At 64.4% G+C, this 25,855-nt stretch carries 2 protein-coding genes; both read right to left on the reverse strand.

The window, feature by feature from the left end; translation table 11 throughout:
* A partial coding sequence (locus tag HU767_RS26030; protein ID WP_186730829.1) for a non-ribosomal peptide synthase/polyketide synthase occupies window positions 1-24,328 on the reverse strand: 24,328 nt, incomplete at its 3' end.
* Window positions 24,329-24,656: 328 nt separating this feature from the next.
* The coding region (locus tag HU767_RS26035) for a non-ribosomal peptide synthetase (RefSeq protein WP_186730830.1) at window positions 24,657-25,855 on the reverse strand (1,199 nt) is incomplete at its 5' end.

Below are 25,855 nucleotides of genomic sequence, written 5' to 3' on the forward strand. Positions count from 1 at the left end.
GGCGATGGGCAATCTGGTTGGCGCGTGCATTGAGTTGCGCGTAGCTCAGCTGCGCCTCGCCAGCCACCACCGCCACAGCGTCCGGGCAGGCCGCGACCCGCGCCTCGAACAGGCCGTGCAGGGTCAGGCCCTGCGGATAATCGACCGCCGTGCTGTTGAGCGTTTCCAGCAGATGCTGGCGCTCGGTGTCAGCCAGCAGCGGAATCTGCGCCACCAGGGTCTGCTCATCAGCCACCATGGCCCGCAGCACGCCCTCCAGGTAACCGAGGTAGCGCTCCGCCGTGGCAGGGTCGAACAGCGCCGTGGCGTATTCCAGCGAACCGAACAGGCGCCCATCGATCAGGGCCATGTCCAGCAACACGTCGAACTTCGCGGTGCGGCTGGTCACGCCCAGCCCTTGCAGCGACATATCGCCCAGTTCCAACCCCGTGGCTTCGCTGTTCTGCCAGGACAGCATGGCCTGGAACACCGGGCTATGGGACAGGCTGCGCAAGGGCCGGACCACTTCCACCACCTGCTCGAACGGCAGGTCCTGGTGCGCCTGGGCGTCCAGGGTCCGAGCCTTCACCTGTTGCAACAAGGCTTGCACTGTCAGTCCGTCCGCCACATCGACGCGCAGCGCCAGCGTGTTGACGAACAGGCCGATCAAACTCTCGACTTCCGCTTGCACGCGGTTCGCCACCGGCGTGCCGATGACCACGTCGTGCTGGCCGGACAGGCGACTGAGCACCGTGGCCCAGGCGGCCATGACTGTCATGAACAAGGTGGCGCCATGGCGTTGGCTCAACGCCTGGAGGCCTTGGGTCAGGGTTTCGTCGAGGACGATCCCCACCGCCGCGCCGGCGTGATCTTGCTGCGCGGGCCGTGGCCGATCGGTGGGCAACGTCAACAAGGCTGGTGCGTCGGCCAGGGTCTGCCGCCAGAAATGTTCCTGTTCGGCCAGGACCTCCCCGGTGAGCCAGCGCCGCTGCCAAAGGGCATAGTCGGCGTACTGAATCGGCAACACCGGCAATGGATCGTCCTGCCCCTGACGGAACGCTTCGTACAGCACGCCCAATTCATGGGTCAGCAGATCGGCGGACCAGCCATCGGAGACGATATGGTGCAGGGTCACCAACAGCGCGTGATCATCCTCTGCCATCCGCACCAGTCGGCCGCGTACCAGCGGGCCGTGGGCCAGGTCGAAGGCCTGGCGAGCCTCCTCCTCGGCCAGGGCCAGCAGCTCGTTTTCGGCGTCCGCGTGCCCTGCCAAGGCCTGCAACCGCAACGCAAAACCGACATCGGCCGGGGCAATGCGCTGTTCCACGTCCTGCCCCTGCGCCTGTACAAACGTGGTACGCAAGGCCTCGTGGCGGGCGACGATACGATCCAGTGCGCGGGTGAGCGCCGACGTATCCAGCGCGCCACGCAGGCGCAGGCCAGTGGGGATGTGATAGGCCGCACTGGTGCCGTCCAGTTGCGCCAGGAACCAGAGGCGCTGCTGGGCGAACGACAACGGCAACGCCTGCTCGCGGGACACCGGCACGATACCGGGCCGGGTGCTGCGCGCCGCCTGGGAAAGCACCTGGGCCAGCGCGCTCAATTGGGGTTGGGCAAAGACATCGCTCAGGTTCAGCTCCATGCCCAATTGCGCGCGTACCTGGGCGATCAAGCGCATGACCAACAAGGAATGCCCCCCCAGTTCGAAGAAGTGATCGTGACGGCCCACCGACTCGACCTTGAGCAGGGTCTGCCAGATCTGCGTCAGGACGATTTCCGTGTGGCCTTGCGGCGCTTCATGGGTGCGGCTGGCGTACGCCTCGGCATCGGGCATCGGCAAGGCCTGGCGGTCGAGCTTGCGGTTCGGCGTCAGCGGCAGCGCGGTCAAACTGACGAACGCGCCGGGCAGCATGTATTCGGCCAATTGCGTCGACAACTGCGCACGCAAGGTCGCCGCGTCCAAGCGCGTCCCGGCCTGCGGCACCACGTAGGCCACCAGGCGTTTGTCGCCCGGGGTGTCTTCGCGCACGATCACCGCCGCCTCCTTGACCCCGGCACAGTCGCCCAGCCGGGCCTCGATCTCGCCCAGTTCGATACGGAAACCGCGCACCTTGACCTGGAAATCGTTGCGCCCCAGGTATTCAAGGCGTCCGTCCGGACGATAACGGGCCAGGTCACCGGTCTTGTACATGCGCGCATCGGGCTGATCGCTGAACGGGTCGGCCAGGAAGCGTTCGGCGTTGATGGCGTCCAGGTTCAGGTAACCACGCGCCACACCGTCGCCACCGATGAAGATTTCCCCCGCGACCCCGAACGGCACCGGCTGGCGGTGCCCATCGAGCAGGTAGATACGGGTGTTGGCCATCGGCCTGCCGATGCTGGCATTGCCGAGGATGCCATCGACCGCGTCATGCTCCATGTAGGCGGCCGTGCAGGACACGGTGGCCTCGGTCGGGCCATAGGTGTTGACCAATCGGATATGGGCGGGACGCACCGCGTCCCACATCTGCAATTTCTGCGTCGACAAGGCGTCACCGGTGACGTTGATCAGCCGCACGTCGCGCAAATGGTCCCGTGCCTGGGCCGGCGTGCCGTGCCACTCGGCCGCGAGGGTATGCCAATGGGCCGCCGTCAGGTGCAGGAAGGTCGGTCGAATATCGCCATTGTGCTGCAACTCGGCACTGCCAAACAGCTGCCGGGTGGGCGCCAGGGTGGCGCCGGCCAACAACGCCGGGAAGATCTCCTCCACCGACAGGTCGAAGTTCAGGGTGTTCTGCTGCAGTACCGTGTCTGCCGGCGTCAGGCCGAACAAACGGATCGCATCGAGGCAATAGTTGACCAGGCCCCGGTGTTCGATCATCACCCCTTTGGGATGGCCAGTGGAACCGGAGGTGTAGATGACGTAGGCCAGGTGGCGCACGCCCAGGGAGGCAACGAGCGGATTGTCGTCACGACCGCCGGCAATCCCGCAACGCACGCGCTCGGCACGGTCGAGCAGCACCACCGGCACCGTCAACGCTGGCAGGCGACCGAGCAGCTCATCTTGGCCCAGCAACGCCACCGGGGCGCTGTCGGCGAGCATGTAGGCCAAGCGTTCGGCCGGAAACGCTGGGTCGAGCGGCACGTAACCGGCACCGGCCTTGAGAATGGCCAACAGGCCGATGAGCATCTCGACGCCGCGTTCGACACAGATCGCCACCCGGTCATCCGGGCGGATGCCCTGCTCGATCAGGTGGTGGGCGACCTGGTTGGCCTGGCGGTTCAGTTCGGCGTAGCTCAGGCGTTCATCACCGAACACAACGGCGATAGCGTCTGGCTGAGCCGCGACTTGGGCCTCGAACAACTGGTGGGTCGTCTGCTCACGTGGGTACGCGGCCTGGGTAGCGTTCAGGCCCACCAGCAAATGCTCGCGTTCGGCGTTGTCCAACAGCGCGATCCGTTCGACCGGGGCCTGGTCACTGGTGACCATGGCCCGCAACAAGCGCTCGAAGTAGCCGAGGTAACGTTGCACCGTGGGCTCGTCGAACAACGCCGTGGCGTATTCGAGGGCGCCAAACAGCTGCCCTTGGACCTCGCCCAGTTCCAGGGACAGGTCGAATTTGGCGACGGTGCTCGCCGCCCCCAGGCCTTCGAGTTTCAAGTCCCCCAGCACCAGTTCGGTGTTGTCATGGGTCTGCCACGACAGCATGGCCTGGAACAACGGGCTGTGGGCCAGGCTGCGCACCGGCTTGACCACTTCCACCACTTGTTCGAACGGCAGGTCCTGATGCGCCTGGGCGCCGAGGGCCTGGGCCTTGACCCGGGCCAGCAAGGTGGCCACGGTCGGCGCCCCCGAGAGATCGATGCGCACGGCCAAGGTGTTGACGAAGAAGCCGATCAATCCTTCGACTTCCGAGCGCGTGCGGTTGGCCACCGGCGAGCCGATGACCACTTCATCCTGGCCTGAAAGCCGGCTCAGCAACGCGCCCCAGGCCGCCATCAAGGTCATGTACAACGTGACGCCGTGGCGCTGGCTCAGGGCCTTGAGGCCCGCGGTCAGGTCAGCGTCGAACACCACCGGCAACGCCGCCCCGGCATAGTCCTGTTGCCCAGGACGCGCACGGTCGGTGGGCAGCATCAACAACGCCGGCGCATCGGCCAGGGTTTGCCGCCAGTAATCGCTCTGGGCTTGCAGCACCTCGCCGCTCAACCAGCGACGTTGCCAGACCGCGTAGTCGCCGTACTGCACCGCCAGGGCCGGCAGCGGATCGTCCAAGTCATGACGGAACGCCTCATAGAGCGCCGCCAGTTCCTTGATCAATACGCCAATGGACCAGCCATCCGAAACGATGTGGTGCATGGTCACCAGCAGCACATGGTCTTCGCTGCCGAGGCGGATCAGGCGGCCGCGGATCAATGGGCCCTGTTCCAGGCTAAAGGTGTCGGCGGCTTCCAGGGCCGCCAGCGCGTGCAGTTGGCCCTCGGCGTCGGCCTGGCCGCCAAGGTCATGGTGCAGCAGCGCGAAACCAACGTCGGCGGGCGCGATGCACTGCCGAGGTTCCTGGCCCCAGGCCTGAACGAAGGTGGTCCGCAGGGCCTCGTGACGGGCCACGATGCGGTCCAGTGCTCGTTGCAAGGCGGGGCGATCCAGCTCGCCGCGCAGGCGCAGCCCGGCGGGCATGTGGTAGGCGGCGCTGGCCCCTTCCATCTGCGCCAGGAACCACAGGCGCTGCTGGGCGAACGACAGGGGCAGGTCGTCTCCACGAGAAACCCGGACGATCTCCGGCAACGTACTGCGCCCGGCCCGGGCCACGGCTTGTGCCAAGCCCATGAGCTGGGGCTGGGCGAACAGCTCCGTCAGGCCCAACTCCACACCCAGGCGCAGGCGCACCTGGGAAATCAATTGAATCGCCAACAACGAGTGGCCACCCAGCTCGAAGAACTGGTCATGGCGCCCGACCTGTTGCAGGCCCAGCAGCTCTTGCCAGATCTGCGCCAGGGTGGTTTCGACCTCGCCTTGCGGGGCTTCGTAGCCTCGGGTGGTCAGCGCGTCGAGGTCCGGTGCCGGCAAGGCCTTGCGGTCGAGTTTGCCGTTCGGCGTCAGTGGCAAGGCATCCAGGCGCACGTAGGCGGCGGGCACCATATAGGCCGGCAACTGCGCTTGCAGGTGCGTGCGCAGGGTTTCGATGTCGACGGCTTCGTCCGGTGAGTGCTGGGTGAAATAGGCCACCAGGCGCTTGTCGCCCGGTATGTCTTCGCGGGCCAGAACCACGGTTTCTTTCAGCGTTTCGTGGCGGGCGAGCTTGGCTTCGATCTCCCCCAGTTCGATGCGGAAACCACGGATCTTGACTTGGTCGTCGTTGCGACCCAGGTATTCGATGTTGCCGTCCAGCAGGTAGCGGCCCAGGTCGCCAGTACGATACATGCGGGCGTTTGGAGCCGTGCTGAACGGATTTTTCAGGAAGCGTTCAGCCGTCAGGTCATCGCGGTTCAGATAACCGCGAGCGACCCCGGCGCCACCGATGTAGATTTCGCCCGGTACGCCCAGTGGCACCGGTTGTTTGTGTTCATCCAGCAGATAAAACTGGGTGTTCGCTATCGGTTTACCAATGTGTGCGGCAAACCCGTCTTCACGGGCCATCGACACCCAACTCGAATACGTCGTGGTTTCCGAAGGTCCGTAGAGGTTGCACAGGCGCTTGACCTGGGTCTGCTCGAACAACGCCTCAACCAGGCTGCGCTTGAGCGCTTCACCGGCGACGTTGACTGTGTCGACGCCCTCGCCTACACCGCCCGATTCCAGCAACGCCTTGAGCGCCGACGGCACGGTATTGATCAGCGTGATGTCGTGCTCACCCTGCTGCAGTTCCAGCACATTAGTGACCACGTCGATGCTGCCGCCAGACGTCAGCGGCGCGAAACACTCGTAGACCGCCAAGTCGAAGTTCAGCGAAGTCGAGAACAGGGTTTTAGCCAAGGTCTGCGAATCGAACGAACGATGGGCCCAGGTCAGGAAGTTCACCGTGTTGCGGTGTTCGATCATCACGCCCTTGGGCAGGCCGGTCGAACCCGAGGTGTAGATCACGTAGGCCAGGTGCGACGAGCTCAGGCCTGGCACCTGCGGATTGGGCGCAGCCTCGTCCTGCCAGACACCCTTGTCGAGGTCGATCACTGGCACCGACGTCTCGCCCAACAGGTGGCGAGTGCTGCCTTGAACCAGGATCGCCGCCGGGGCACTGTCTTGCAGCATGTAGGCGATCCGATCCAGCGGATACGCCGGGTCCAACGGCACATAGCCGCCGCCGGCCTTGAGGATCGCCAGCAAGCCCACCACCATATCGACGCCGCGCTCGACACAGATCGCCACCCGAGCATCGGGCTGCACGCCCTGCTTGCGCAGGTAATGGGCCAAGCGATTGGCGAGGCCGTTGAGCTCGCGATAATTGAGCTGTTGCCGGCCGTGACGCACCGCCACGGCATCCGGCGTGCGCTGCACCTGCTCCTCGAACAACCCGTGGAGGGTCTGCTCCCGGGGGTATTCGGCCTGGGTGGCATTGAAGTCCACCAGCAACCGTTCGCGCTCGGCCGCCGGCACGATCGACAGTTCCCGCAACGCCAGGTCTGGCGTGTGCTCCAACGCGGCCACCAGGCTGTCCAGTGCCGTGTGCATATACCCGCAGACACGCTGGGCCCCCACTTCGGCCACGGCCTGGGCGGTGAGCCGGAAACCTTCGCCCAGGTCGTCCACGTTAAGGCACAACGGATAGTTGGTGCGCTCTTCCATGCTCAGGGTCTGGATCCCGTGCCAGGCCGAGATGGCCGAGCCGGATACGGCTTCAACGGCACTGTGGCGATAGTTCAGCAATGTGCTGAACAACGGCAGCGAGGCCGGTACGCCGCTGCAACGCTGCGCCAGGGACAACGAGGCGTGCTCGTGTCCGAGCAAGGCCGACAACCGGCCATGGGTCGCCCTGACTCCGGCGCGGGCGCCTTGGACGCCGACACTGACGCGCAATGGCAGCGTGTTGATGAACATGCCCAGGGCCCGATCGGCCCCGTCGCCGCCCTGCATCCGCCCCATCAGCACGGTGCCGAACACGACCTCTTCACGGCCCGAAACCCGCCCGACCACATGCCCCCAGGCCAAATGGACCAGGCTCGCCGCACTCACGCCGAGTTGACGGGCCTGGGTCCGCAGGCGCCGGGCCAGCGTGGCATCCACGTCCTGATGGGCTTCTTCGATGCCGCTGCCGTCGCCCTGCACATCCTGTAGACCGAACGGCAGCGTCGGTTCATCAATATCGCCGAGCATCTCGCGGAAAAACCCTTCGTGCTGCTCACGACTGACCCCAAGCCGCGCCTGGGCCACATGGTTGCGATACGGCACGGCGGGCGAAAGCAAGTGTGCCTGGTCCAAGAGGCTGGCTTGCATCTCATGCACCACGACTTCCAGCGCCGTGTGGTCCAGCGCCATGTGATGGAACAACAGCATGCCGACCCAGCGCTGATTCGCCACGTCCTGGGCATAGGCCAGGCGCATCAACGGAGCCTGGGCGATGTCGAGGCGGTAATGCCGCGGATCGAATCGCCCGTGCAGTTGCTGCACCACATCGCCCCCCGCCGGGTCCACCTCGACCTCTTCCAGGCCCAGGGTCGCGTGGCGCCAGACCACTTGCACCGGTGCCGCCAGGCCTTGCCAGACCATGCTGGTACGCAGGATATCGTTACGCGACACCACGCTCTGCAAGGCGTGGGCAAAGGCTTGCAGCCGTTCGCGGGTGTCAAAGCCGAACAGCACCTGCAACACGTAGGGGTCGCCCTGCTCCGCGGCGAGGTGGTGGTAGAGAATCCCTTCCTGCAACGGCGCCAGGGCGTAGATGTCTTGCACATTCGCCACGCCACCCGGCACGGTGGCCACGATCCGGTCGATGGCGTCCTGGTCCAGATCGGCCAGGGGCAGCATGTCCGGGGTGATGCGGGTACAGCCATCCGCAATCGTGTTGGCCGGCACCACAATGTCCCTGACGCCGCCAACAGCGGCGGCCAACGCGCTCAACGTCGGTTGCCCGAACAGCACCCGCACATCGGCGGCCAGGTCGACCTGGCGCATGCGCTCGATCAGTTTCACCGCCAACAGCGAATGGCCGCCCAACTCGAAGAAGTTATCGTGACGGCCGACCTGTTCGAGTTTGAGCAAGTCCTGCCAGATGCGGGCGATGGCTGTCTCGACCTCGCCTTGCGGGGCTTCGTATCCACGGCTGATCACGGCCGACTGATCCGGTGCCGGCAAGGCCTTGCGGTCGAGCTTGCCGTTGGTGGTCAGCGGGAACGCCTCGAGGACCACGAAGGCGCTGGGCACCATGTAGTCCGCCAGCGAAACCAGCAATTGCTTGCGCAGGTCGACAGCCGAGAGCGAGGCACTTTTCGCGGCAATCAGGTAAGCCACCAGGCGCTTGTCGCCTGGCTCGTCTTCACGGGCAATCACCACCGCCTCGCTGACCCCTTCGCAGGCCGCCAGCGTCGCTTCGATCTCGCCCAATTCGATACGGAAACCGCGGATCTTCACCTGATCATCGTTGCGGCCCAAGTACTCGATGCTGCCGTCCGCCAGCCAGCGACCGAGGTCGCCCGTCTTGTACATTCTCGCGTTCGCCTCGGGGCTGAACGGGTTGTCGAGGAAACGCTCGGCGGTCAGTTCGTCACGGTTCAAGTAACCGCGACTGACACCCGCGCCGCCCACGTACATTTCGCCGACCACCCCCACCGGTACCGGCTCGCGCTGGGCGTCGAGCACGTACAGTTGCAGGTCGGGGATGCGTTTGCCGATCGGGCTGACGCCGGCCAACTGGGCGTCAGCCGCTTCAAGGGGGCGATAGGTCACGTGCACCGTCGTTTCGGTGATGCCGTACATGTTCACCAATTGCGTCCCAGCATTGGCGACACGGGCATACCAGGGCTTGAGCATCCCGGTTTCCAGCGCTTCACCGCCAAAGATCACCTGGCGCAGGCTGTGGCGCAGCTCGCTTTCGCCCTGGGCCGCGATCAACTGCCGGAAGGCGCTTGGCGTCTGGTTCAGCACGGTCACACCGGCCTCGCACAGCAACGCATAACAGTCTTGCGGAGAGCGACTGACCAGTTGCGGCACCACCAACAGGCGACCGCCGTGGGTCAAGGCGCCCCAGATTTCCCAGACCGAGAAGTCGAAGGCAAAGGAATGGAACAGCGCCCACACGTCCTGCGGGCCAAACTCGAACCACGGTTGGGTCGCCGAAAACAGCCGGGCGACATTGCGGTGCTCGACCATCACGCCCTTGGGCAATCCGGTCGAACCCGAGGTGTAGATCACATAGGCCAGGTGATGGGCACCCAGGCCAGGCACTTGCGGGTTGGCGACGGATTCGTCCTGCCAGCCGCCGTCATCGAGTTGCAGCACCGGCACCGAGACGCCAGCCAACAGCAGGTGCGTAGCGGCTTGGGCCAACAGCGCAACCGGCGTACTGTCACGCAGCATGTAGCCGATGCGTTCCGCCGGATAGGCCGGGTCCACCGGCACATAACCAGCGCCGGACTTCAAGATGCCCAGCAGGCCGACGATCATGTCCAGGCCGCGCTCGACACAGATCGCCACCCGGTCATCCGGACGAATACCCAGCGCCAGCAGGCGATGAGCGACCTGGTTGGCCCGGGCGTTGAGCTCGCCGTAAGTCAGTGCCTGATCCTCGAACATCACCGCCAACGCGTCGGGTTGCGTCGCGACCTGGGCCTCGAACTGGCGATGGATCAGCGCGTCATGGGCATACGTCGCCTCTGTTGTATTCCAGCCTTCGAGCATTGCTCGGCGCTCGGCCGCTGGCAGAATCTGCAACCCGCTCAATGGGGCCAAGGGAGACTGCTCCAGCGCCTGCACCAGGTTTTCCACGACGAATTGCACGTAGCCGCACACACGCTCGGCGCCAATCGGCGCCTGAGCCATGACCGTCAGGTTGAAGCCCTCGCCCAAGTCATCCACCGACAACGTCAGCGGATAGTTGGTGCGTTCTTCACCTTCCAAGGTCTGGATACCGTCCCAGGCGGCAATGGCCTCGCTGGAAGCCGTCTGCGCACCGAGGTGGCGATAGTTGAGCAGCGCGCTGAACAGCGGCACCGGCGCGGCCACCCCACTGCAGCGTTGCGCCAATACCAGCGAGGCATGCTCGTGCCCCAGCAACGCGGTCAAGCTCGCGTGGGTCGCCTTGACGGCGGCGCGCACACCGTGTGCGCCCAGGCTCACCCGCAGCGGCAAGGTGTTGATGAACATCCCCAGCGCCCGGTCGGCCCCTTCACCGCCCTGCATGCGCCCCAGCAACACGGTGCCGAAGACCACGTCGTCCTGGCCCGAGACTTTGCCCAGCACCTGCGCCCACGCCAGGTGATACAAGCTTGCCGCGCTGACGCCGAGCTGGCGCGCCTGTGTCCGCAGGCGCTCACCCAGCCGGGCATCGACCCGTTGGCGGACTTCCTCGATACCGTGCCCGTCACCTTGCACGTCCTGCAGGCCGAAGGGCAGCGTCGGTTCGGTCACATCCCCCAGCATCTCGTGGAAGAAGGCCTCGTGCTCCTCGCGACTAACCCCCAGCCGCGCCTGTGCCACGTAGTTTCGATACGGCACTGATGCCGCCAATTGTTGCCCCCGCCCGGCCATGTGCGCACCTATTTCCGCGGTGAGCATGCCCAGGGAGGTCGCGTCATCGACCATGTGGTGGAACAGCAGCATGCCGACCCAGCGATTGTTCGCCACGTCCTGGGCATAACCGATCCGCATCATCGGCGCCTGGCGAATGTCCAGGCGATGGTGACGCGGATCCAGGTGTTCGCGCAGTTGCTCGGCGATATCCCCCGCCGCCGCGTCCAGGGCAACTTCATCGAGGCCCAGTTGCGCCTCGCGCCAGACTACCTGGACCGGTTCCTCCAGGCCTTCCCAGACCACCCCGGTGCGCAGGATGTCATGCCGGGACACCACGCTTTGCAGGGCCTCGGCGAAAAGGTCCAAGTGGGCGCGGCTGTCGAAAGCGAACAGCACGTATTGCAGATAGGGGTCGCCTTTGGCGGCCGCGAGGTGGTGATACAAGATCCCCTCCTGCAGCGGCGCCAGGGCGTAGATGTCCTGCACATTGCCCACGCCACCCGGCACTGTCGCCACGACGCGGTCGATCTCGTCCTGGCTCAACGCGGCCAGGGGCAACAGGTCCGGCGTGATCCGCGAACAGTCGCCCGGGATCAGGTTGGCCGGCACCTGGACTTCCTGGCTGCCACCCACCGCACTGGCCAGCGCCGCCAGCGTCGGCTGGCCGAACAGCACGCGTACGTCAGCGGCCAGGCCGAGCTGACGCATGCGCTCGATCAGTTTCACTGCCAGTAACGAGTGACCACCCATTTCAAAGAAATGATCGTGGCGGCCGACCCGCTCCACGTGTAGCAGGTCCTGCCAGATAGCGGCAATCGCGATCTCGACCTCGCCCTGAGGGGCCTCGTATTCACGGGTCACTACCGACGACTGGTCCGGCACCGGCAAGGCCTTGCGGTCCAGCTTGCCATTGGTGGTCAACGGGAACACCGTCAACATCACGAATGCGCTGGGCACCATGTATTCGGCCAGCGAACCGAGCAATTCATCGCGCAGTTCGGCGGCCGACGGCGACTCGCCCTCCTCGGCAATCACATAGGCCACCAGGCGCTGGTCGCCCGGCGTATCCTGGCGCGCCACCACCACGGCTTCTCGCACACCGTTGCACGCGGCCAACTTGGCTTCGATCTCGCCCAATTCGATACGGAAACCGCGGATCTTCACCTGGTCATCGTTGCGGCCCAAGTACTCGATGCTGCCGTCGGCCAACCAGCGGCCAAGGTCGCCCGTCTTGTACATCCGCGCGTTCGCCTCTGGGCTGAACGGGTTATCGAGGAAACGCTCGGCGGTCAGTTCGTCACGGTTCAAGTAACCGCGACTGACACCCGCGCCGCCCACATACATTTCGCCGACCACCCCCACCGGTACCGGCTCGCGCTGGGCGTCGAGCACGTACAGTTGCAGGTCGGGAATACGCTTGCCGATCGGGCTGACACCGGCCAACTGCGCGTCGGCCGCATCGAGCGGACGGTACGTCACGTGCACCGTCGTTTCGGTGATGCCGTACATATTGACCAGTTGCGTCCGGGCATTGCCCTCGCGGGCATACCACGGTTTGAGAATGCCGGTTTCCAGGGCCTCGCCGCCAAAGATCACCTGCCGCAGGTGGTGGCTCAGGTCGCTTTCGCCTTGAGCGGCAATCAACTGGCGGAAGGCACTCGGCGTCTGGTTGAGAATGGTCACGCCCGCTTCGCACAACAAGGCATAGCAGTATTGCGGAGAACGACTGACCAGTTGCGGCACTACCAACAGGCGACCGCCGTGGGTCAAGGCGCCCCAGATTTCCCAGACCGAGAAGTCGAAGGCGAAGGAATGGAACAACGCCCACACGTCTTGCGGGCCAAACTCGAACCACGGTTGGGTCGCCGAAAACAGCCGTATGACGTTGCGGTGCTCGACCATCACGCCCTTGGGCAGGCCGGTGGAACCCGAGGTGTAGATCACGTAGGCCAGGTGGCTGGCGTCCAGGCCCGCCACGTCGGGATTGTGCCGCGGCTGCTGGCTCATTTCGCCGGCATTGGCCGGGTCGAGCAGCAAGGTGGGCACCGGCAATACCGGCAGGCTGTCGCGCCATTGCGGCTGGGTCACCATCGCCACGGGGCCGCTGTCATCCAGCATGTAGGCGATGCGCTCGGGTGGATAAGCCGGGTCCAGCGGTACATAGCCCGCACCGGCCTTGAGGATACCCAGCAGGCCAACGATCATGTCCAGACCGCGCTCGACACAAATCGCCACGCGGTCATCCGGACGAACACCCTCGGCCACCAGGCAGTGGGCCAGTTGGTTGGCGCGGGCATTGAGCTCGCCGTAGGTCAGTGCCTGGCCTTCATGCACGACGGCCACGGCGTCGGGTTGAGACGCGGCCCAGCCCTCGACTTGCCGATGGATCAGGGCATCGTCGGCATACGCGGCATCGGTGGCGTTCCAGGTTTCCAGCAACTGCCGGCGCTCGGCCGGTGGCAGGATCGCCAAGGCGTGCAGCGGAGTTTGCGGTGCCTGCTCCAGGGCCACGACCAGGTTTTCCAAAGCCACCTGCATGTAATCGCAAATACGTTGCGCACCGATGGCCGTGTCGACCATCGCGGTGAGGAAGAAGCCGTCACCCAAGTCATCGACATTGAGGGTCAACGGATAGTTGGTCCGCTCATCACCACCCAGTGCGTTGATCCCGCGCCACGCCGACAGGGCGTCCTGGGTCACCTGGACCGCACTGTGGCGGTAGTTGAGCAAGGCGCTGAACAGCGGCGTCGGCGCGACCACGCCACTGCATCGTTGCGCCAGGGCCAGCGACGCATGTTCGTGGCCGAGCAACGCACTCAGTCGCCCATGAGTGGCCTTGACGCCGCTGCGCACGTCCTGGGCGCCCACGTCCACCCGCAACGGCAGGGTGTTGATGAACATGCCCAGGGCACGGTCGGCGCCGTCGCCACCCTGCATCCGGCCTAGCAGGACCGTACCGAACACCACCTCCTGCTTGCCGGAGACCTTGCCCAACACCTGGGCCCAGGCCAAGTGCACCAGGCTGGCGGCACTCACCCCCAGGTGGCGTGCCTGCGTCCGCAGGCGCCTGGACAACGCCGGGTCCACCGACTGGCGGACTTCATCGATGCCCTGCCCCTCACCCTGCACGTCCTGCAAACCAAAGGGCAGCGTCGGCTCGTCGATATCGCCGAGCATGTCGCGGAAGAATGTTTCGTGTTCCTCTTCGCTGGCCCCCAGGCGGGCCTGGGCCACGTAGTTGCGATAAGGCATCGCTGCGCCCAACTGGCCGTCCTCGCCCAGCAGGTGCAGTTGCATCTCGTGCTGCATCACGTCCAGGGCGGTGTGGTCCAGGGCCAGGTGATGGAACAACAAAATCGCGACCCAACGATCCTGGGCCTCGTCCCGTGCGTAAGCCAGGTGCAACAGCGGCGCCCGGCCCAAATCCAGGCGACTGTGCCGCGCATCGAAACGGCTGGCCAGCTGCATGACAACGTCGCCAGCCGTGGCATCGACAACAATGCATTGCGCTTCCAGCACCGCCTGGCGCCAGACCACTTGCACCGGCTCATCCAACCCTTCCCAGACCACACTGGTGCGCAAGATGTCGTGGCGATCGATCACCACTTGCAGCGCGCCGATGAACGCGTCGAGGCGTTCACGGTTGTCGAAGGCGAACTGGGTTTGCAGCACATAGGGGTCGCCCTGTTCGGCGGCCAAGTGGTGGTACAGAATCCCTTCCTGCAACGGTGCCAGGGGGTAGATGTCCTGCACGTTGCGCGCGCCGCCGGGCACGCTGGCAACGACTTGGTCGATGGCGTCCTGGGACAGATTGACCAGCGGCAACAGCTCGGGGGTGATGCGCTCGCAATCCGAGGGAATCAGGTTCGCCGGCACGCTGACTTCCCTGCCGCTGCCAACCGCCGCGGCCAGCGCGGCCAGGGTCGGCTGGCTGAACAGCACGCGCACGTCGGCACTCAAGCCTGTCTGGCGCATGCGTTCGATCAGCGTCACCGCCAGCAGCGAATGGCCGCCCAGTTCGAAGAAGTGATCGTGACGCCCCACCTGCTCGACCTTGAGTACCTCGGCCCAGATCCGCGCCAACGTCTGCTCCACCTCGCCCTGCGGCGCTTCATATTCGCGAGAGGCATAGGCCTCGGCATCCGGCGCCGGGAGCTCACGGCGATCCAGCTTGCCGTTGGCGGTCAGCGGGAAGGCAGGCAGCACCATGAAGGCGCTGGGCAGCATGTAGTCGGCCAGCACACTCGACAACTGTTCGCGCAAGTCACGCACCGACAAGGTCACGCCCGGTTCGGCAATCACATAACCGACCAGGCGCTTGGGACCGGCATCGTCTTGCCGCGCCAGCACCACCGCGTCTTTCACACCCGGGCATTGGCCCAAGCGGGCTTCGATCTCGCCGAGTTCGATACGGAAACCACGGATCTTCACCTGGTCGTCGTTACGACCCAGGTAATCCACCGCGCCATCCGCGCGCCAGCGGGCCAGGTCACCGGTGCGGTACAGCAACGCATCGGGATCGGCACTGAACGGGTCGGTGACGAATTTTTCGGCGGTCAGCTCAGGGCGATTCAGATACCCTTTCGCCACGCCGTCGCCGCCGATGTACAACTCGCCGGCCACGCCGATGGGCACCGGTTGTTGATTGGCGTCCAGCACATAGACGCGGGTGTTGCCAATCGGACGACCAATCGGGATACCGCCCTCGCCCACCTGCTTGATTTCGTAGGTGGTGGTGAAGGTGGTGGCTTCGGTCGGGCCGTAGCCGTTGAGCAGATGACCCGGTGCGCCTTCCTTCAGGACACGGCCGATCACGGCCGGGTCGAGCACATCGCCACCGACGATCAGGTAGCGCAGTTGGGCGAATACCGGCATCAGTCCGGCGGCGTATTGATGGAACAGGCCAGCGGTCATCCACAGCACGCTGACCGATTGCTCTTGCAGCAAGGCCGCAAAACGTTCTTGCGTCAGCAACACGTCCTGGTCGACCACCACCACGCAACCGCCATTGAGCAACGGCGCCCAGACGTCGAGAGTGCTGGCATCGAACGCCGGATTGGAAGCGAAAGCGACCCGATCCTCAGCGTTGAACCCGGCGTAACCGTTGTTGATCACCAGGCGGTTGATCGCCCGGTGCGGCACCAACACGCCTTTCGGCGTACCGGTGGAACCGGAGGTGTACATGATGTAGGCCGCCGATTCGCTGCTTTGTATCAGCCTCAGGTCGTGATCCGCCTCGTTATCCAGGGCCACGGTGTCCAGGTCCACACGGGCCGTCCCCTCCGGTGCGGTCATCGTGCTCAGCGTCAGAAGCGTCCGGGCACCGCTGTCGCGCACCATGAAGTCCTGCCGTTCCAGCGGTGCGCTGACGTCCAGCGGCACGTAGACCGCGGCGCACTTGAGGACCGCCAGTTGGCTGACCAGCAGCTCGATGGAGCGTTCCAGCACAATCGCTACCCGGTCACCCGGTTGAATTCCCTGGCCAATCAAATGGCGGGTCAGGCAATTGGCCCGGCGGTTCAGCTCGGCGTACGTCAGGCCATGCCCGTTGTGCACGACCGCCGTTGCCTCCGGACGCGCCTTGGCCTGGGCTTCGAACAGGCCATGGACGGTCCTGTCCTGGGGATAGCTGCGGGTGGTGGCGTTGAAATCCACCAGCAATTGCCGACGCTCGGCCGATGGCAGGATCGACAGGCTGTGCAACGGCGCCTGCGGGGCCTGTTCCAACGCCTCGACCAGATGCTCCAGAGCGATATTCATGTAGACACATATGCGCTGCGCACCGATTTGCGGCACCGCCAGCGCCGACAAGTGAAAATCTTCGCCCAGGTCGTCCACCGACAAGGTCAGCGGGTAGTTGGTGCGTTCTTCGTTGCTCAGCAGTTGGATGCCGTCCCAGGCCACCAAGGCTTCGCTCGAGGCAACCCCTGCGGCGCCGTGCCGGTAATTGAGCAAGGCGCTGAACAACGGCAGCGGCGCGGCCACGGCGCTGCAACGCTGGGCCAGGGCCAGCGAGGCGTGTTCGTGCCCCAGAAGACCGGTGAGGCGCGCGTGGGTGGCTTTCACCCCATCACGCACACCTTGGGCCCCAACCTCCACCCGCAACGGCAAGGTGTTGATGAACATACCCAGTGCCCGGTCAGCGCCGTCGCCGCCCTGCATCCGTCCCATCAGCACGGTGCCAAACACCACGTCCTGTTTGCCGGACACCTGCCCTAGCACCTGCGCCCAGGCCAAGTGATGCAAGCTCGCGGCGCTCACGCCCAACTGCCGGGCCTGGGCCCGCAAACGGCGGCTCAACTCGGCAGGCAGGCTCAGCCCGGCCTCTTCGATATCGCTGCCATCGCCACGGACGTCCAGCAGACCGAACGGCAATGTCGGTTCGTCGACATCACTCAACATGTCACGGAAGAACCCTTCGTGCTCCGCGCGACTCACGCCCAAGCGGGCCTGGGCCACGTAATTGCGGAACGGCACCGCTTCGCCCAACTGCTCGGCCTGGCCCAGCAGGTGCGCCTGCATCTCGTGCTGTACCACTTCCAGCGCCGTGTGATCGAGGGCCATGTGATGGAACAGCAGCATCGCCACCCAGCGCTGATTGGCCGGATCGTGGGCATATGCGATGCGCATCAACGGCGCCTGTTGCATGTCCAGGCGGTAATGCAATGTGTCGAATCGCTCGCGCAACTGCTCGGCGACATCGCCCGCCGCCGCGCTCAGCACCAGTTCCTCCACCGCCAGTTGCGCTTTACGCCAGACCACTTGCACCGGCTCGTCCAGGCCTTCCCAGACCACCGAGGTGCGCAGGATGTCATGGCGGTCGATGACGCCTTGCAGGGCCAGGGCAAACGCTTCCAGCCGCTCGCGATCGGCGACGATGAACGTGGCCTGCAACACATAGGGATCGCCCGTGTGCGCGGCGATGTGGTGATAAAGAATGCCCTCCTGCAACGGCGCCAACGGGTAGATATCCTGCACGTTGCGCGCACCGCCCGGCACCGTTTCCACGATGCGATCGATGTCCAGCTGGTCCAGCGCCACCAAGGGCAGCATCGACGGCGTGATCCGGGTACACCCCAGCAAAATGCCGTTTTCCGGCACCACGATCTCGCCGCCACTGCCGACTGCGGCGGCCAGCGCCGCGAGCGTTGGTTGGCTGAACAGCACGCGCACGTCCGCCGACAAGCCGAGTTGGCGCATCCGGCCAATCAGGCTGACGGCCAGCAGCGAATGCCCGCCCAGTTCGAAGAAATGGTCGTGCCGACCCACGCGCTCGACCTTGAGCAGGTCTTGCCAGAGCTGCGCCAGGGTGGTTTCGACTTCGCCTTGCGGGGCTTCGTAGCCTCGGGTGATCAGCGCGTCGAGGTCTGGTGTCGGCAGGGCCTTGCGATCAAGTTTGCCGTTCGGTGTCAGCGGCAGTGCGTCGAGGCGAACGTAGGCAGCGGGTACCATGTAGGCCGGTAACTGCGCTTGCAGATGCGTGCGCAGGGCTTCGATATCCAGCGCTTCAGATGGCGAATTCTGGGTGAAATAGGCGACCAGGCGCTTGTCGCCCGGCACGTCTTCACGGGCCAGGACCACGGCTTCGTTCAAGGCATCGTGTTGAGCGAGCTTGGCTTCGATCTCCCCCAACTCGATGCGGAAACCACGGATCTTGACCTGATCGTCGTTGCGGCCCAGGTATTCGATGTTGCCATCCGGCAGGTACCGGCCCAAGTCGCCAGTACGATACATGCGGGCGTTTGGAGCCAGGCTGAACGGATCTTTCAGGAAGCGCTCGGCCGTGAGATCGTCACGGTTCAGATAACCCCGCGCGACCCCAGCGCCACCGATGTAGATTTCGCCCGGAACGCCCAGTGGCACGGGTTGTTTGTGTTCATCCAGCAGATAGAACTGAGTGTTGGCCACCGGTTTGCCGATGTGTGCGGCAAAGCCGTCTTCGCGGGCCATCGACACCCAACTCGAATACGTCGTGGTTTCCGAAGGGCCGTAGAGGTTGCACAGGCGCTTGACCTGGGTCTGCTCGAACAACGTTTCCACCAGGCTGCGCTTCAAGGCTTCACCGGCCACGTTCACCGTGTCGACGCCCTCGCCCAATCCGCCCGATTCCAGCAACGCCTTGAGCGCCGAGGGCACGGTATTGATCAGGGTGATGTCGTGCTCACCCTGTTGCAGTTCCAGCACATTAGTGACCACATCGATGCTGCCACCCGAGGTCAGCGGCGCGAAGCACTCGTAGACGGCCAGGTCGAAGTTCAACGAAGTCGAGAACAGGGTTTTAGCCAAGGTCTGCGAATCGAACGAACGATGGGCCCAGGTCAGGAAGTTCACCGTGTTGCGGTGTTCGATCATCACGCCCTTGGGCAGGCCGGTCGAACCCGAGGTGTAGATGACATAGGCCAGGTGCGAGGACGTCAGCTCGGCAACCTCGGGATTCTGGACGGATTCGTCCTGCCACAAACCGCTGTCGAGATTGATCACGGCCATCGAGGCATCGCTCAACAGCCCAACCGTAGCGTCCTGCGCCAACACCGCCGCCGGCGCACTGTCTTCGAGCATGTAGGCAATCCGATCCAGCGGATACGCCGGATCCAATGGCACATAACCACCGCCGGCCTTGAGAATCGCCAGCAACCCAACAACCATGTCGATACCGCGCTCGACACAGATCGCCACCCGCGAATCCGGCTCCACGCCCTGCTTGCGCAGGTGATGGGCCAAGCGGTTGGCCCGTTCGTTCAACTCGCGATAAGTCAGGCGCCGCTCGCCACGAACCACCGCCACGGCATCCGGCGTACGCTGGACCTGCGCTTCGAACAACCCATGGATCGTCTGCTTGCGCGGATAGTCAGCCTCGGTGGCGTTGAACGCCACCAACAACTGCTCGAGTTCCGCCGCAGGCAAGATCGACAGACGATACAAGGCTGCCTGGGGCGTCTGTTCCAACGCCTGCACCAGTGTTTCCAGCGCCGTATACATAAAGGCGCAGACCCGTTGCGCGCCGATCTGTGGCGCAACCAGCACGGTCAGGTTGAAACCGTTGCCCAGGTCATCGACGTTCAATGTCAGCGGGTAATTGGTGCGTTCCTCACCGTCCAGTACATGGATCCCCTGCCAGGCGTCCAACGCCTGGGTCGAGGCCGTACCCGTGACGCTGTGGCGATAGTTGAGCAAGGCGCTGAACAGCGGCAACGGCGCCGCCACGCTGCTGCAACGTTGCGCCAGTGCCAGCGAGGCATGTTCATGGCCCAGGAGCTCCGTCAACCGTGCATGGGTCGCCTTGACGCCGGCCCGTACGCCTTGCAGGCCGACATCCACGCGCAACGGCAAGGTGTTGATGAACATGCCCAGTGCGCGATCGGCTCCGTCGCCACCTTGCATGCGGCCCATCAGGACCGTACCGAACACCACGTCCTGCTTGCCGGACACCTTGCCCAGCACCTGTGCCCAGGCCAGGTGCACCAGGCTCGCGGCACTGACCCCAAGCTGACGCGCCTGCGCCCGCAGACGCAGGTCAAGCGCGGCATCTATCGGTTGCCTGGCCTCCTCGATGTCGAGGCCATCGTTCTTCACGTCCTGCAGGTCGAAAGGCAAGGTGGGCTCGTCGATATCGCCAAGCATTCCCCGGAAGAACACTTCATGTTCTTCGCGGCTCACCCCCAACCGCGCCTGCGCCACATAGTTGCGATACGGCACCGCGTCGCTCAGTTGCCCGGCTTCACCCAACAGGTGTGCCTGCATTTCCTGCTGCACCACCTCCATGGCCGTGTGGTCCAGGGCCATGTGATGGAACAACAATGTCGCGACCACGCGCTGATTGCTGTCGTCCTGCCCGTAGGCCAGGCGCATCATCGGTGCCTGGGTGACATCCAGGCGGTGATGCCGTGGGTCGAAGCGCTGGCGCAGTTGCGCCGCGGCATCGCCAGCGGCAGGATCGAGGTCGACCGCTTCCACAGGCAGCCTCGCTTTACGCCAGACCACCTGGACCGGTTCGTCCAGGCCCTCCCAGACCACGCTGGTGCGCAAGATGTCGTGTCGATCGATCACCACCTGCAGTGCCTGGATGAACGCATCGAGGCGTTCACGGTTATCGAAGGCGAACTGGGTCTGCAACACGTACGGGTCGCCCTGTTCGGCAGCCAGATGGTGATAAAGAATGCCTTCCTGCAACGGTGCCAGCGGGTAGATGTCCTGCACGTTGGGTGCGCCGCCGGGCACGCTCGCGATGAGTCGGTCCAGGGTTTGCTGGGGCAGGCTAAGCAGCGGCAAGAGGTCGGGGGTGATGCGCTCGCAGCCCAGGGGAATCAGGTTCCCAGGGACACTGACTTCCTTGCCGCTGCCGATGGCCGCCGCCAGTGAGGCCAGGGTTGGTTGGCTGAACAGCACACGCACGTCGGCGCTCAAGCCAGCTTGACGCATGCGCTCGATCAGCGTGACCGCCAGCAACGAGTGGCCACCCAGTTCGAAGAAATGGTCGTGGCGACCCACCTGCCCAACCTTGAGCACTTCGGACCAGAGCTGCGCCAGTGTCTGTTCGATCTCGCCCAAGGGGGCTTCGTATTCGCGAGTGGCATAGGCCTCGACGTCTGGAGCCGGCAGCGCACGGCGATCCAGCTTGCCATTGGCGGTCAGCGGGAAGGACGCCAACACCACAAACGCACTGGGTACCATGTACTCGGCCAGGGCTGCTGCCAGCTCGGCGCGCAGTTCCTGCGCTGACAAGCTGACACCTTCGTCGGCTACCACATAACCCACCAGGCGCTTTGCCCCCGGCTCGTCCTGTCGCGCCAGCACCACCGCGTCTTTCACGCCGGCGCACTGGCCAAGGCGAGCTTCAATTTCGCCCAATTCGATACGGAAACCGCGGATCTTCACCTGGTCGTCGTTACGCCCCAGGTAATCCACCGTGCCATCGGCGCGCCAACGCGCCAGGTCGCCAGTGCGGTACAGCAGGGTTCCTGGATCGGCATTGAATGGGTCGCTGACAAACTTCTCGGCGGTCAGCTCGGGGCGGTTCAGGTAGCCTTTCGCGACGCCGTCGCCACCGATGTACAACTCGCCCACCACGCCAATGGGCACTGGCTGCTGGTTGGCGTCCAGCACGTAGACGCGGGCGTTGCCAACAGGACGGCCAATCGGGATAGCCCCGTCGCCCACTGTTTCGATTTCATGGGTGGTGGTAAAGGTGGTGCCTTCGGTCGGGCCGTAACCATTGAGCAGATGAACCGGCGCGCCCTCCTCCAAGACGCGGCTGATCACCGCCGGATCCAGCACATCGCCGCCGACGATCAGGTAACGCAGCTGCGCGAACACAGCCATAAGGCCAGCAGCGTATTGATGGAACAGACCGGCCGTCATCCACAACACGCTGACCGACTGCTCGGCCAATAGCGCGGCAAAACGTTCCTGGGACAGCAACACCTCCTGCTCGACCACCACCACGCAACCGCCGTTGAGCAACGGCGCCCAGACGTCCAGGGTACTGGCGTCGAAGGCCGGGTTGGAGGCGAAGGCGACCCGGTCCCGGGCGTTGAAATCGGCATAGCCGTTGTTGATCACCAACCGATTGATCGCCCGGTGCGGCACCAGCACGCCTTTGGGGGTACCGGTGGAACCCGAGGTGTACATGATGTAGGCGACCGATTCGGCGTTCTGCATCAAGTTCAAGTCATCAGCGGCTGCGCCAGCCAGGTCCAGCGTATCCAGGTCCACGCGCGCGGTGTCCCCAGGCGTGGCCTGGGTGCTCAGGGTCAGCAGGACCCGCGCCCCGCTGTCCTGCGCCATGAAATGCTGACGTTCCAGGGGGGCGCTGACGTCCAGCGGTACGTAGGCAGCGGCGCACTTGAGGATCGCCAACTGGCTGACCAGCAGCTCTATCGAACGCCCCAGAAGGACCGCCACCCGATCACCCGGCTGCACCCCAAGGCCGACCAGATACCGGGCCAGGCGGTTAGCCCGGTCATTCAACTCTGCGTAGGTCAGGCTGTATTCGTCATGCACCGCCGCCGGTGCCTGCGGGCGGGCCTGGGCCTGGGCCTCGAACAGGCCATGAACGGTCCTGTCCCGGGGATAGCGGCGAGTGGTGGCGTTGAAATCCACTAGCAATTGCCGACGTTTGTCCTTCGGCAGGATATCGAGTCGACACAGCGGTAACTCCGGCGTTTGCTCCAGTGCCTGGACCAGGCTTTCAAGCGCCATCAGCATGTAGTCGCCCGTGCGCTGCGCGCCGATCTCGGCCAAGGCCAGTACGCTCAGGCTGAAGCCTTCGCCCAAGTCGTCCACTGACAAAGTCAACGGGTAGTTGGTGCCCTCGGCACCGCCCAGCACATGCAGCCCTTCCCAAGCGGCAAAAGCCTCGGTGGTAGGCGCTTGCGCAGTGCCGCTGTGCCGGTAATTGAGCAATGAACCAAACAGCGGAGCCGGCGCTGGCACACCGCTGCAACGCTGGGCCAGGGCCAACGATGCATGCTCATGCCCGAGCAAAGCCGTCAGGCTCGCGTGGGTCGCTCTCACCCCCTCGCGCACATCCTGCCCGGTCAGTTTCACCCGCAGCGGCAGCGTATTGATGAACATGCCCAGCGCGCGGCCGGCACCGTCACCACCCTGCATTCGCCCCATCAGCACGGTGCCGAACACCACATCCTGCCGACCGCAAACCCCGCCCACCACCCGCGCCCAGGCCAAGTGGTGCAGGCTGGCCGCACTGACACCCAACTGACGGGCCTGTATGCGCAAGCGACGGCTCAACGAGGCCTCGACCGGCAGGTGCGCTTCCTCGATCACCGGTTCACGTTCGGGGACCTCGGCAAAGCCCAGTGGCAGCGTCGGTTCATCAACGTCGGCCAACATGTCGCGGAAAAACGTCTCATGGGATTCAGGGCCCGCGCCCAGCCGGACCTGTGCCACGTAGTTACGATACGGCACAGCGGCGGGCAGCCCCTCGGACTTTCCGAGCAGGAACGCCTGCATCTCATGCTGCACCAACTCCAGTGCCGCATGGTCCAGCGCCATGTGGTGGAACAACAGGATCGCCACCCAGCGTGCGTTGACCGGGTCCTGCGCACAGACCAGGCGCATCAGCGGCGCTCGTCCCACGTCCAGGCGGTGATGCCGGGTGTCGAAGCGCTGTTGCAGTTGCCACACGATGTCGCCATCGGCCGGATCAAGCGCGAGTGCTTCCAGCGCCAACTGCGCTTTGTGCCAGACGACTTGCAGCGGTTCGTCGAGCCCTTCCCATACCACCGAGGTGCGCAGGATGTCATGGCGGTCGATCACCCCTTGCAGCGCCTGGGTAAAGTCATCCAGCCGCGTGCGTTGATCCGCGCCGAACAAGGCTTGCAACACATAGGGATCGCCCTGTTCTGCGACGAGGTGATGGTAAAAAATGCCTTCCTGAAGCGGTGCCAGGGGGTAGATGTCCTGCACATTGCCGGCCCCACCAGGCACGCCGTCGACAATCCGGTCGATTTCCTCCTGCGTGAGGCTGACCAGCGGCAGCATGTCCGGAGTGATACGGAATGCCGGACTCAGCCAGTCGCCACCATTTCTCTCCACCAGGTCGAGCAATTCATGCTTATGGACAATGAGGCTGTCCCACAGCGCGTTGTCCAGTCCTTCGTCGTCGCCCAGGATCACAAGGTTGTCGTCGTCCTGTTGGAGACGGATCGGGTGCTGGGACAGAGCTGTCATCAATTCGCTGAATTGCATCGAAGGACCTGCTTTTCTAGTTCGGAGTGGTTGACGATAAAAACGTGTTTTTCAGGTACGGCGCGGCGCCTGGACGGCGGTTGGGCCGACCTCGGCGCACGGGCCAAAGCGCTGGATAATCGTCACGTTCAACCGAAGGCGGCGGTTTGCGAACCGCGCCTTACAGGCCAAAAAAAATTAGAGCATTCGGTAGGTGATGTCTGTCATGGGAAGCAGGGACAAGCCCCGACGTCGGCCAGACAGGGCATACAGATGCGCGGGATCAAGGGCGAGCGCCCTGCCCGGAAGCCCGGGACAGGGCATTCATCCCTCAGGTGAAGCGGCCGACTCAGATACTGCGTTTGCGCTTGAGCGCGGGAATTGTCGTCATCGGTACATTAATAGGCCGTACCTCGCCCACGGCGGCAGCCACCAGGGCCAGGGTGGGCTGGCCGAACAGCACACGGATATCGGCCTCCATGCCGTCCTGGCGCATGCGTTCGATCAGCGTCACGGCGAGCAACGAGTGGCCACCCAGTTCGAAGAAGTGGTCATGCCGACCCACTCGTTCGACCTTGAGCAACTCCGCCCACAACGCTGCGAGCTTGATCTCCATGTCGTCCACCGGGGCTTCATACAGACGCGTGGTGTAGGCATGGCTGTCGGGGGCCGGTAGCGCCTTGCGGTCGAGCTTGCCGTTCGGCGTCAGGGGCAAGGCATCCAGGCGCACGTAGGCGGCGGGCACCATATACGCTGGTAACTGCGCTTGCAGGTGCGTGCGCAGGGTTTCGATGGCGACAGCTTCGTCCGGCGAGTGCTGGGTGAAATAGGCGACCAGGCGTTTGTCGCCCGGTATGTCTTCGCGGGCCAGGACCACGGTTTCCTTGATGTTTGGCGCCTGGGCGAGCTTGGCTTCGATCTCGCCCAGCTCGATGCGGAAACCACGGATCTTCACCTGGTCGTCGTTACGGCCCAGGTATTCGATGTTGCCGTCCGGCAGGTAGCGACCCAGGTCGCCAGTGCGATACATGCGGGCGTGTGGAGCCGTGCTGAACGGGTCTTTCAGGAAACGCTCGGCCGTGAGGTCGTCACGGTTCAGATAACCCCGCGCGACCCCAGCGCCACCGATATAGATCTCACCCGGCACGCCCAGTGGCACCGGTTTTTTATGTTCGTCCAGCAGATAGAACTGGGTATTGGCCACCGGTTTACCGATATGTGCGGCAAAGCCGTCTTCACGGGCCATCGACACCCAACTTGAGTACGTCGTGGTCTCCGAAGGGCCATAGAGGTTGCACAGGCGCTTGACCTGGGTCTGCTCGAACAACGTTTCCACCAGGCTGCGCTTCAAGGCTTCACCAGCGACGTTGACCGTGTCGACGCCCTCGCCCAATCCGCCCGATTCCAGCAACGCCTTGAGCGCCGACGGCACGGTATTGATCAAGGTGATGTCGTGTTCGCCCTGTTGCAGTTCCAGCACATTAGTGACCACGTCGATGCTGCCGCCGGAGGTCAGCGGCGCGAAGCACTCGTAGACGGCCAAGTCGA

The sequence above is a fragment of the Pseudomonas sp. SWRI179 genome, assembly GCF_014268705.1.
Taxonomy (GTDB): domain Bacteria; phylum Pseudomonadota; class Gammaproteobacteria; order Pseudomonadales; family Pseudomonadaceae; genus Aquipseudomonas; species Aquipseudomonas zanjanensis.